7 protein-coding genes are annotated in these 13523 nt (G+C 32.7%); 5 read left to right on the top strand and 2 right to left on the bottom strand.

The window, feature by feature from the left end; all coding sequences use genetic code 11:
* Positions 1-240 precede the first annotated feature (240 nt).
* Positions 241-3141, top strand: a complete 2901-nt coding sequence (locus AC4BB2_RS09180) for a BspA family leucine-rich repeat surface protein (protein ID WP_490472637.1) — start codon at positions 241-243, stop codon at positions 3139-3141.
* Positions 3142-3439: 298 nt separating this feature from the next.
* Entirely contained in the window at positions 3440-8695 is a 5256-nt protein-coding gene (locus AC4BB2_RS09175) for a S8 family serine peptidase (RefSeq protein WP_490472636.1), read from the top strand.
* Between the two features lie 152 nt (positions 8696-8847).
* Here the strand turns inward: AC4BB2_RS09175 and AC4BB2_RS09170 are convergent, their stop codons facing one another.
* On the bottom strand, positions 8848-9597 hold the full coding sequence (locus tag AC4BB2_RS09170) for a TraX family protein (RefSeq protein WP_490472635.1): 750 nt from the start codon (positions 9595-9597) through the stop codon (positions 8848-8850).
* A gap of 145 nt (positions 9598-9742) precedes the next feature.
* Here AC4BB2_RS09170 and AC4BB2_RS09165 point away from each other — a divergent pair, with 145 nt between their 5' ends.
* Both AC4BB2_RS09165 and AC4BB2_RS09160 read left to right on the top strand, forming a co-directional pair.
* A complete protein-coding gene (locus tag AC4BB2_RS09165; protein ID WP_490472634.1) occupies positions 9743-10600 on the top strand; it encodes an HAD-IIB family hydrolase in 858 nt (285 codons plus the stop codon).
* Between the two features lie 155 nt (positions 10601-10755).
* Positions 10756-11967, top strand: a complete 1212-nt coding sequence (locus tag AC4BB2_RS09160) for a hypothetical protein (RefSeq protein WP_490472633.1) — start codon at positions 10756-10758, stop codon at positions 11965-11967.
* Positions 11968-12066: 99 nt separating this feature from the next.
* Here the strand turns inward: AC4BB2_RS09160 and AC4BB2_RS09155 are convergent, their stop codons facing one another.
* Positions 12067-12825 (bottom strand): MerR family transcriptional regulator, encoded by a 759-nt coding sequence (locus AC4BB2_RS09155; protein ID WP_490472632.1) that lies wholly within the window; start codon positions 12823-12825, stop codon positions 12067-12069.
* Between the two features lie 190 nt (positions 12826-13015).
* On the opposite strand from AC4BB2_RS09155, the gene AC4BB2_RS09150 reads away from it, so the two are divergent.
* Positions 13016-13372, top strand: coding sequence for a DUF1827 family protein (locus tag AC4BB2_RS09150; protein WP_490472631.1), 357 nt, complete (start codon positions 13016-13018; stop codon positions 13370-13372).
* Positions 13373-13523: the final 151 nt, after the last annotated feature.

The following is a 13523-nucleotide window of genomic DNA, read 5'->3' as shown; positions in this document are numbered from 1 at the left end:
CAAAATAGTAAACAGTGGAAGTGAATTATAGAAAGTTACAGTATAGATGGAATTTATTTTTTACAATCTTGTTATAACAAGATTCGTTTAATTAAATACAAGTTTTAACGAATATATTTTATAGAGATCAATGATTTTTTAAATATAAAATACATAAAAAATACATAAATTTAATATTTTTGTTTATTTTATACGACATATTGGTTATAATAAATTTATAACGAAAAGGAGGAATTTTTAGTGAAGAAGATTAGTTTGTTGTTATTTGTTTTATGTATAGGGATGTTTTTTCCACTTAGAGCCAATGCAACTGAGGGATTAACAAAAGAACAAGAAAATTTTATTAATGAATTCAATAAAAATAACCCTGTTGTTAAAGACGAAGAGATTAAACGAGACAAATTTGAGTTTCCAAAAGAATTTGAAAGAAACGCTAGGAAATATAAGAATGATTTACCCGAAACGTTTAATTTCGATGGTAAATTAGGAACACCTATCAAACATCAAGGTCAATTAGGAATTTGCTGGGCATATGCATCAACTGGTTTAGTTGAACATGCAGCAGCTACTAAATTAGGAAAGAAGTATAAGTTTTCGGAAAGATATGTTGATTATATTTCAGCTAATAATGCAACAGGAACAGATGGCGAAAATCCTTATACAATTCATGGAAGCCGAAATATAGGAGATTGGGGGAATTGGTCAAGTACAATGCCATTATATACACAAGGTAGATTACCTGTTCTTACCCAAAATTTTGATAAAGGTTATTCAACTGATCCAATTAAAATTGAAGAATTAGGTAAAAATTCAGATTTAGATGTTGCTTCCTATGTAAAATTTTATGCTTCATCCAAGTCAACTAACGAGGAAAAAGAGAAAGTTGTTCAATTTATAAAAAAACTAATTAAAGAAAATGGTGCAGTTACCTATGAATATAATACAAACCTTCAAGAAAGTATTAATGAAGTAACTGGTGGAATTTATAATAGTTATGAAGGATTTCCAGGTACAAATCACTCAACGATTCTGGTAGGTTGGGACGATCATTATAATAAAGACAATTTTAAGAAGGAAAAACGTCCTAATAATAATGGTGCTTTTGTGATGAAGAATAGTTGGGGCACCCGATTCGGTAAGGAGGGGTATTACTATGTTTCCTATGAAGACATGTTTTTATTTGGTCGAAGTATAGGAGCAATTTCTGAAGTTTACGATGAAAAAAATTATGACAATAGCTATATTTCTCAAGTAGGTGAAACGAAATGGTGGTTTGAACGGTTAGAGAAGCCAACAGAATCAGTACTATTATCAAATGATTTTTCTGTTGATGCAAGTAAAGATGAGACAATTTTTGCAGTATCTATTAGAAGTGAGCAAGCTAATGCTCCATATGAAATCTATATCAATCCAAAGAACAATGAAAAAGCGACTTTGAAGGATTATGAGAAAGTTGCTTCAGGGGTAATGGAGAGTTCTGGGACGAAAAGAGTTACATTAAAAAAACCAATAAAGATTACAAGTGATGAAAGTATTTCTGTTGTTGTGAAATATAAATATAATCCTTCTTATAATAGCATAGATTATTATTATAGTTCCATGGATTACAAGAAGTACCCGTTTTTAAAAAAGGATATCCTTGGGTCTAATTATGCTAAATATTCTGATGAGGATGAAGTAAGTGGACGTCGTATTAGCTGGAAAACAAATGATGAAGGTAAAAACAAACCGGCTGCTTTCGATATTAATTTGTACACTACTAATAGTAAGGCTATGGGGAAATTTGGAACTTCTGAATGGAGATGGGATGAAGAATCTCAAACGTTAAGTTTTTATGGTGGTCAATTTCCAGAAGAGAAATCTATTGCTGAAGAAATTGAAAAAGACACTATTTTAAATAATAAAAAAATTAAAAAAATTCGATTTGCTACACCTGTAAAAGCTGGTGAAAGCTCTGAGGATTTGTTTGCTGAATTATATGATTTGGAAACAATCATTGGTTTAGAGAAATTAGACACAAGCAAAGTAACAACTATGAATTGCATGTTTATGGATGCTATATCTCTTAAAACAGTAGATATGAGTCAATTAAATATGAGTAATGTACGTAATATGGATTATATGTTCAGAGGAGCAGAAGGATTACAAAGTGTCAATTTAAATAATGAAACGATAAATAATGTAACAGATATGTTTGAAACATTCAGATATACACCATCATTAAAAGAAGTTGATTTAAGCAATTGGAATACGGCTAAAGTAACGGATATGAGCCGTCTATTTGCCAACTCAACTGTATCAAAACTAATTTTAGGAAAAGACTTCAAGTTTAAAAATACAGATACTATTGGGTTAGATGAGTCAGCATGGGTGAATAAAGAAGCAGATGTTATTTATAACTCAGGAAATGAGTTTGCCAAAGAATATGATGGAGCAGCTTCGGGAACTTATACAGTTGGTAATACTACTGCAGATCACATTTGGGATCAAACAAATAAAACACTCACTTTTAAGAAAGGGACTTTTGCGAATGAATTTACAATGCAAACATTCGCAGAACAAAATAATATTGATCCACAACAAATAGAAATAATCGTTTTCTCAGAGAAATTAAAGTTAGAATCTGCTGATAGTTTGTTTGAAGATTTAACTAACTTAAGAGAAATTAAACAACTGAATAATTTAGATACAAGTAAAGTAACAAGTATGATTTGCATGTTTATGGATGCTATATCTCTTAAAACAGTAGACATGAGTCAATTAAATATGAGTAATGTACGTAGTATGGATTATATGTTCAGAGGAGCAGAAGGATTACAAAGTGTCAATTTAAATAATGAAACGATAAATAATGTAACAGATATGTTTGAAACATTCAGATATACAACATCATTAAAAGAAGTTGATCTAAGCAATTGGAATACGGCTAAAGTAACGGATATGAGCCGTCTATTTGCCAACTCAACTGTATCAAAACTAATTTTAGGAAAAGACTTTAGATTTAAAAATGTAGATACTATAGGTTTATCTAATTCAGCATGGACGAATAAAGAAGCAGATATTATTTATAACTCAGGAAATGAGTTTGTTAAAGGATATGATGGAGTAGCTCCTGGTATCTATGAGTCAGTAACTTATTAAAAATATGAATACCGTTTAATGTGAAAAATTAGTACAGGATAATAAGTTATTTGGATTGATTATTGGCGACATGATGTAGAGAACAAAAAAGAACCTTGATATTTTTAAGGTTCTTTTTTGTTGCAATTTTTTATGAATTAGGGAGTTTATTGGTTAATAAATACAACGGATCTAAAAAAGTACATTTTTCTTTTTTTTAAAACAAAAAAACAATTGAATTATAATTAAAATTAGATTAGAATATATATAATTATTTTTATTTAACTTTTTGTAAAAAATGAAATAGGAGGATTTTGATATGGGGAAGTTTGGCAACACAAAAAAACAGAAATGGAATAGTTTATTTTTACTAACAGTTTTAATGCTATCAACAAGTGTTAGTACCTTTTCTACAATTGCTTTGGGAGAGAAAAACACATCTCAAGAGCAAAATACAAATTATCAAAAATTAGTGGATGCTCATCAAAAGAAAGAGTCATCTACAAATGACCTTAGCAAAAAAGCTTTCGAAGAAAATGTAAAAGCTCAATTAGCAAGCCGAGGCTTTGATGTGAGTCAATTTAATGAAAACGCTTTTGATGATAATCAAGAAATTCGTTTAATCGTACAATTGAAAAAAGATGCTGCTATTGAAAAATTAGCCCCTCCCACAGGTTCTAAAGCATCCGTTCAATCAATTGAAAAAGCAACTGATTCTGTCATTGAGAGTCAATCTACAGTAAAAAAGAAAATCGAAAAACTCACAGGTAATAAAAGTGACCGTGCTTTTGGCTATTTAATCAATGGTTTTTCAATTGATGCAAAGTACAAAGATGTTGAAACCATCCAATCCATGGGTGGAGTTGAATCTGTTTCTGCTGCAAAAGTCTACTATCCAACATCTATTGATGCAAACCAATTAGCCAATGTCCAGCAAGTATGGCAAAATCACCAGCTTAAAGGGGAAGGAATGGTCGTTTCCATTATTGATTCAGGGGTTGATCCGACTCATAAAGATTTACGCTTATCAGAAAATACAAAAGAAAAAATTTCTCTTCAAGTAGGAGAGCAAGGTGTTAAAAACATTGGATATGGTCAAGCGTTCACAAGAAAAGTACCTTATGGTCATAATTATGCCGATAATAATGAAGACATTATAGATACTAATCCAGGAACGAATATGCATGGTATGCACGTTGCAGGAATTGTCGCTGCAAATGGGATTGGCGATGATCCAGCAAAAGCTGTATTAGGTGTAGCACCAGAAGCACAGTTGCTGGCAATGAAGGTTTTTCCAAATAATACTCAAGTAGCGACTGCCTTGGATGATGATGTAATTGCTGCCATTGAAGACTCAGTGAAACTTGGAGCCGATGTATTAAACATGAGTTTAGGTTCTGTTTCTGGTACCGTAGATCCTAATTCACCAGAACAATTAGTCATTAAACAAGCGGCTGAAGCTGGTGTATTATCTGTGATTTCTGCTGGTAATAGTAGCATCAGTACAACGGACAATACGAGTGTTGATCCTCAGAATAAATTGGGAACGATTGATACGGGAACATTGGGTTCTCCTGGTGTTACTACAGAAGCTTTGACTGTTGCTTCTGCAGAAAATACTTATATTACAAGTGACGGATTGCTTGTTCAACTAGTTGATAATGATGGAACAAAGCATATTCATAAAATGGAAACCTCAACTTCTCCATCAGGTGCTATCGTTTTTTCTAATGGAACAAATGCCGATACAAGTTTATTAAATCAAACGACAGATTTAATTGAAGTTGGGATGGGAATAGAAAGTGATTATCAAGGTAAAGAGGTTAAAGGGAAAATCGTATTGATTCAGCGTGGTTCAATCACTTTTTCGGATAAACAACGAATCGCTAAAGAGCATGGCGCAAGTGCAGCATTTATTTACAACAATGCACCAAATAGTCCTCCAATCAATATGCAACTAGATGATCCTACCTATTTAACATTAAGTCTCACAAAAGAGGATGGAGAAGCTTTAGTTGGATTAGTGAAAGAAACAAAAAATCAGCAGTTTAGCTTTGATATTGATGGTTATCAATTTGCTAATCCAAAAACAGGGAAAATGTCTGACTTTTCTTCATGGGGATTAACGCCTGATTTAGAATTTAAACCAGAAATTTCAGCTCCTGGAGGCAATATTTACTCCACAGTCAATAATAACGGCTACCAAACAAAAAGTGGAACGTCAATGTCTTCACCTTTTGTTGCAGGTTCGGAGGCTCTTATATATCAAGCGTTGAAAAAAGGAAATACGACTCTTGCTGGAACTGATCTAACTCGTTTTGCTAAGTTATCAGTAATGAATACGGCTTTGCCAATGTTAGATAAAGACCATGATAATGTGCTTATTTCGCCACGCAGACAAGGAGCAGGTCAAATAAAGGTGGATAAAGCAATTGAAAATACCACTAGTTTAACAGATTCAATTGATGGCGATGGTGCATTAGCTCTAAAACAAATCGGTAAGAATACCACAATTTCTGTTAATCTACAAAACAATGGTAAGAAAGCGGCAACTTACCGATTTACTGATTTTGGTGGTGTTTATACAGAAACTCAAACAAGTACAGCAGAAGTCTATGAAGCAAAAATCAAAGATGCTCAAATCACACCTAATCAAAAAAAGATGACAATTCAACCAGGTGAAACACAAACAATTCAACTTCAATTAGACTTACCAGATTCATTTCCAAAACAGCAATTTGTAGAAGGCTATATTGGGTTTACGAGTGATACGCAACCCGATTTAACAATGCCATTTGTTGGATTTTATGGGGATTACAGTGTCGCGCCTGTTATTGACGCACCAATTTATGATGAGGCTTCAATCCAAGGATTTGGTTATTTTACAGATAAAAATAATACATTATTAGGCCTTGAAAATAATACAATCAATCCTGATTTAGTTGCGATTTCACCGAATCAAGATAATCGTAAAGATGAAGCAAAACCAACGTTGAATTTTTTACGTAATGCTAAGAATGTCACCTATGAAATTGTTGATGGCAATAAAAAGGTAATTCGTCGTTTAGCTGAAGAAAAACAAATTCGTAAAGACACTTTTAGTTCCAGAACAGGTCGTTTTTCGGCTCATACTATTACTAACGCCAATTGGGATGGTACGACTTATGATGTAAAAACAGGGAAAAATAAAGTTGTTCCAGATGGTCAATATCAATTAAAAGTTGTCGCTAAAGCAGATATCGCTGATGCTAAACCTCAAGAAATGTATTTACCGATAAAAGTTGATACTACTGAACCGAATATTGAGCAAATTAACTTTGGAAACTCTTTAACAGAACCAATCTTAAATATAAAGTTAACGGATCAATTAAGTGGGGTAGATTTAAGGTCAGTAACCGTTTCTATTAACGGGAAAATCGAAACCTATGATCTTAGCAAGCAAAAAGCAGGCACTGTTTCAATTCCTTTAGCAGATTCACAAAAACCAAGTGCAGGTCAAAATCAAGTGGAAATTTTAGTGACGGATTACGCAGGAAATTATGGGTATAAAAATCAATACATCCAATATGGTACAAAAGCTGGTTTAGTTCTGTTTAATCTAGCAGACGATCAGGTGATCACAAGCAACACTACTAATTTTTCAACTGTGGAGGAGACCTTAACTATCAATGGTTCATATCCGCAAGAATTATTTGTCAATGGTATTAAAGTATCGAGCAACGCAGAGTTATTTACAGTAGCCGTACCTTTAACAAATGAAACTAAAACAATTACGTTTTCTAACGATGCTGAAGGACACTCGATCATTAAAAAAGTTCCAATAACGGTTTTCACTAAGAAGCCTGACCTATCTATTATCGATCCGAGTCAAGAAAATAGCCAGACTGAGCAAATCGTGTATACTTTGACTGGAATCACAGGAGAAACAACAACAAGATTGGAATTAGAACAGGCAAGTAACGATGAAAGTATCGATTTAACAGACTCAATTCAATCAGATGGACACTTTCAAACAACGCTAAAACTGGTTCATGGTCAAAATTTGATTTCAATTCGTGCAATTGACAAATATGGGAATCAAACCGTGCAAAAACGAATGATTACAACAACAGGGTATCAACAAACGGACATTCTCTCGTTAGAAAATATCAACGTTAGCGGTATTACCTCTATTGGCGTAGGGAATCCAGATTATGATTCAACTACTGGAATTTATACGGTTAGAGGACGTTTAGGTGTAAAAGTGGATCATTTTACAATCAATAAGCAAGAAGTCTCTTATGATCCTAAAACGTTGACCTTCAGTTTCCCGATTGAACTAAAACAAGGAAAACAAAGCCTTGCTTTCTATGTTCAATTAGATAAAGTAAATTATGGAGAGCCGCTTATCAACGAAGGCTACTATGTAATTGTTGATACTGTTTTGCCGACGCTGCAAATGGATAACTTAGATGTTGATGAAAAAGGAAACTATTTTGTTTACACCAATGAAAATCCATTTCATCTAAAAGGGCTGATTTCAGATAATTTCTCTGGCTATAAATTATTTGTAAACAATGAAAATATTCATACAGACATTGACTATAATACTTTCGATGAAAAATTCTTTGAAGGAAAGCCAGCAGCTGCTTTCGATTATAAAGTTCCAGTAACTGATGGAGAAAATCATTTACAGGTTGGACTAACTGACAGCACGGGAAATACAACAAGTAAAGCCATTACAGTCTTTTATAAAAATGACTTACCCAAAGCACCAACAGTTACAGCAAGTCCTACAACTTTAACCAATCAAGCAGTTACACTAAAAGCTACGGCTGAAGATAATACAACAATATTTTATAGTTTTGATGGTGAGTATTACGAACGTTATATAGATGGAGTCGCTGTTGTAGCAAATCAAAAAGTGTATTTTAATGCTGTTGATCGTTATGGGAATACATCTGAGGTAACAAGCTACGAAGTCACCAACATTCAAAGTGAAATAGCTGCACAACCGATTATAAATGTTACTTCAAAAAAACGAACATTAAGTTTTACTCCTCCTGTTCAAGTAGCGATTACGTATGAAAAAGAGTTAACAAAAGAGCAAGAGGCATACACTCATCTTCGTTATAGCTTAGATAAGGGTCAAACCTATCAAGAATATACCGCACCTTTTGAACAAACAAAAGCAACAGAAGTTTGGGCCCAAAGTCATGATGATGCTGGAAATCAAAGTGAGATTGTTAAAACAGTTATACAGTTTACAGAGCAGGAAAAACCAAAAGAACCTGCTGAAAATACAAAACCTGAACAACCGTCAACTGGTAATTCAACTAACAATTCAACGGAGGCAGAACAAACTAAACAACCTGAAAAACAAGGGAATAGCGAATCTATCGCTAGCCAGCCAACGACTCAACATCCCGCTGATAGTTCTTTGAAGTCTGAATCAAAAACCTATCAATCAAAAAAACAACGTAATTCATTTCCTCAAACAGGGGAAGATAAAAATAACGTACTAATGATGATTGGTGTTTTATTTATCCTTTTGGTATGTGGAAATTATTTTAGAAAAAGTAGAAAAGTGAAATAGTAAAAAGCACAAAAATCATCTTTTACGGTGATTTTTGTGCTTTTTAAAGGGTTAAAAAGATGAATATTAGGAGAATAAAAAAACTTCTATATTTATTTCTACTCAATTAATAAATGAACTTTTTATTCAAATTTCAAGTTACCTCCCGGATACTACATATTATTCAAAAATGGCGCAATCAAAAACTGCTGAATCCCTACTAAAACCAACAAATGGACTGGATAAAACCAATAGAAAAAATATTTCCACTGTCTACCACGCTGACCATTATAAAAATAGATCAGTATGAATGCTAAAGGGCCAAAAAAGCTATTTTGTAAAAGGATCAACCCACCCAAAATGCATTTCAACAGAGGAAAGTTTCTAAACAAATACAAACTAACAATCGATAAAATCCCGATCCAACCTCCATAATCAGTTTGCATCCATTCCGCTAAAAAGATACCAGTTCCAATTATTATCAGAGAAATAAGGACATTTTTTACAGTATAAGTATTAAATTTCTTCAACCCGATAATAACCAACAAACCAATCAATAAAGTGAAAAATACATTTTGACTTTCTAAATCAATCAACTGATGTGAAAAGGCCAAATCATATGGAACTTCAGAAATCAAAGCGAAAAGAAACAAACGTACCACATATTTTTTTATATTAGATGTATGAATAAATCCTTCTACAAGTAAAAAACAGAATAGTGGAAAAGCTAAACGTCCAATCATAATAAAAATAGGAAAGATACTTTGAATTGATTCAAGTAGATGGTTGGGTTCAACCGCATAAGGAACAGACATCCCAGGTGTTGATTGAAAGGAAATGATTTTTGCTGTGTGATCTAGCAACATCGCAATGATTGCAATCCATTTTAATTGGCTGCCAGAGAAAAAGTCTTTTGTTTCCAATAAAACGTGCTCCTTTTAATAGATTGTTTTGATACATCATTTTACCATACAAGAAGAGCAGTTTAACTAAAAATTCAAAGAACAATCTTTTCGGGAACCCTTTTATGCTATACTAATTGAACATAAATTAAAAGGAGATATAGGGATGAATGTGGTTTTTTGTGACATAGATGGAACATTTCAAGATATTGGTGTAGATGTGCCAAAAATAAATTATGATGCTATTTATGCATTGCAAGAACAAGGAGATCATTTTGTTTTTATCAGTGGTCGAGGCTATGGTCAGCTGACGGAATTAATGGATTCGATAGAAAGTGACTGTGATGTTATTTTCAGTAATGGTGCAGGATACAAATTGATTGGTGAAGAGCCTGTTTATCAACATGATTTGTCCATTGAAGAGTGCCAAAAAGCAATCGATATTCTGGAATCTAGAACTATTTTTTATCATGTTCATACAAGTGATGGTGTTATTTTAAAACCAATTCAGCAGTATAAAAAACAGTTTTTAGCTTTGAGAGAAAAGTTGAAACCACTGGGAGAAACTGGTGAAAAAATTATGGACTTTAAAGAAGGCTATTTCAACGAAGAATGTCAACATGTAGAAGATCCAATAGAATATTTGAAGGCGCATCCAGAGGTGAAAGTTGTAAAAATAGAGGTGATGGAAGCTGATGATCAAGAGCTTGAATCCTTACGTGAATTATTAACAAGTGAAACAATGTACGTATTTTCGTCTTTTATTCAATGTTTAGAAATGGTTAATCCATTTAGCAGTAAAGGCTATGCATTAAAAGAGTTTATGAAAAAATTTCCTAATGCTAAAAGCTATGGAATTGGTGATGGAGAAAATGATATCGCAATGCTTGATGTAGTGGATGTTGCTGTAGCAGTTGGCAACGCAAAAGACAGCGTCAAAGAAAAATGTAAGCATATTGTGAGTGAGTGTAAAGATGGCGGAGTTGGAGAGTTTATTTTTGATCAGTTGATTATAGATAAGTAAGTTTTTTATTTAACTTATTTTAAAATAGCAATAACCAGATGAGAACGAACTGCTTGCTGTTATTGTTATTTACATAAGGTTCCTGTAAAATAGTAAGAACTAAAAGGATATATTCAGGAGTAATTTTTGAGGAGTAAAAGTTGGGAGGTTTACAAATGGAAGAAAGAAATGAAAACATCAAACATGATCTGGAATACTATAAATCCGGAATCAGGCAATTGTATATAAAAAGTTATCAAATGTATATCATGGGATTAATCGCAACGATGCTATTGACGGTAACAGGGATTAGTATTTCTACTTCCTTATTAAGAGGTTTGTTACTTTTGATTTTTATAGCGGAAATTGTTGGCTTATTTTATTTATTAAGGTTTATAAGAGATGTTTCTTTTGAAGCGTATTATCAAACAATTCCAGATAAATTAATTAAGGCCTTTCCGCTGATGGAAGAGAGCCAGATACAAGAAGATAATCAAGCCTACTATTTTCTTGATGATCAAGGGGAATTGGTTAAGTTAAATAAGAAAAATATTCGTAATTTCCCTTCAAAAATTCGTCAATATACGCTACTTGTGGGCTTTAATTTTGAGACAGATAACGTTCGATTTGAACAGCCACTTCATTTTTATTATTATGATATTACTCAGATTACACATTCAGAAAATTACAAAAAAGAGGTATTGAAAAACACCAATTTTATTGCTAAACGAAGAAAAAGAAGGATCAAAACAATTATACTGACGCTGGTTGGTCTTGCTTTGGTTGGTACAGTCTTGTATTTTAGTTGGCAAACCTATGTAAAAGAGCACCGTTTATCATTAGTTGAAAAACAAGCAAGAGAATATTTAGAAGAAGAAACGACTGAACAAAAAACAACGATTAAAAATGTCTCTATTTCAAGAGGCGAAGAGACGATAGAAATAGATTTACCTAAAGATTATCAAAATACAGAGGGATACTATGTAAAAGTAGATGATGAAAAAGAGCGCTCCTATCAGTCATTTATAAGTGATACATTTTCATTTGATATAAGTATGGTCGAAAAATCAGCGTATCCTACTTTTGTTGCTTATTTAAAAAAAGCCACTCAAACCAGAGATGATTCTTCTGTAGAAAAGAAAGAAGAGACATTACATTCTGACATTTTTGTACATGAATATATGGAACAAACAAAACAAGAGAAAATAAGTAGTTCAGAGGATAACTCTATGGCAGTCTATGCTTATTATTTTGAATCAGAGGGGAACTATGGCTCAGTAGCATTAAGGATCAATAGTAAAAAGAATGATCAATTGATTGCCCCTGACAAAGCAGTTTCGTTTATATTACAGTCATTAAAATTTAATCGAAAAGACAGTGTTATTTAAACTGAACAAATAAGAAAGATCTGAACATTAAATACAAGTCAGATCTTTCTTATTATTTTATTTCATTCTATGTTAGAGCCTAAAAATAATCGCTATCGTTTATTTTGCAAAAGTTTGAATGATTTGATTTAATGTTTCAGCTGCACCATTTCCAGCTCGGTCATTATAATATGCCGCAAATCGTTCATCACCGATATACATCAGACCAAGACCTTTATGCATTTCAGCTGAATAATTAGGTGATGTATAGCTCAACCATTTTTTATGATTGAAGAAAACAGATTCAGCTTCTTTTGATTGATAGTCTTTGGTTTGCATCACGATTTTTAAGGCTTCAAACATTTCTTTTTCGGCGATTTCCATGCCTGTAAAGTCTTCTTTGCTGAGGTTCAACCATTTTTGATTAGATGATTCAACTGCTTCTTCTCCATATTTTTCTCGTATTTCTTCGCCGTAAACTTGTTCATTTTCTTGTAGTTTTTCTTGTTTAAAACCTATAAATTTTTCTTTATCTGTCATAGTTAATTCTCCTTTTTGATAACGTAATGTTTTTTCTACAGTTAGGATTTGATGATCGATTTGTTGGCGTTTTTCCAATAATTGCTGATAATGATTTTGTAACGAAAGCTGTGGATCGTAATTGGGTGTATCCAGTAATTTTTGGATTTCTTCTAATTTCATATCCAATGAACGGTAAAAAAGAATCTGCTGCAGCTTATCGATTTCTTTCGTCCCGTAAATACGGTAACCAGAAGAATTAATACGCGCCGGTTTTAAAAGATCGATTTCGTCATAATAACGCAATGTTCGAGTGCTGATTCCGGATAATTCTGCGACTTTTTTTATTGTGTATTCCATCTAATTCCCTCCTGTATAACTTAGCATAAACCTTTACCTGACGTGAAGGTCAAGTGTTTTTTATAGAATAACATAATTTCATCTTTTTTTTACGAATGTTTATTATTTGATTTACAAAAAGAGGTGGAAATAGTAAAATTTTTATGTAAAGTCTTCTGGACATAGTTTAAAGAAATAGGGAGCTGATGGAATGAAATTAATCGAAACACCTATCAATAGAAATTTGGATTTAGAATATTTTTATCCAAATATTACTAAATTTGTTTTTGGAACTAAAGCAATTAAATTCTTTAAATTATATGCATTGGATCGAACTCAGATTGTATATGCAGACGCATTTGATAAGATCGATATAATCATGATCAATACCAAAAAGAAAATCACCAAAAATGAAGTGGATTATGCCATCAAGAAACTTTTGAATACGACAAGAGAAGAAGTGACTGTGCATATCGGTGTTAAGAACGAAATGCAAAAAAGAGGCTATTCTTTTAGCGCACCTAGAAAAGATATCATTGTGATCCAACAAACCGTAAATCCATCATAAACATAAGAACCCCCAGAGAAAACGAAGCGCTTGATTCTCTGGGGGATTTTTATTTAGTTTTTTTTATGAATAGTCAGCGTAAGACGAATTATGAGAAAGTAGAAAAGAAGTAGGCTTTTTATTCTATCTTTGATAAAATATTAATAGAACC

Source organism: Enterococcus sp. AAFC-DPL-5146, assembly GCF_058216635.1.
Note: the sequence above shows the minus strand (reverse complement) of the source record. Positions and strands in the feature narration are given on the sequence as shown.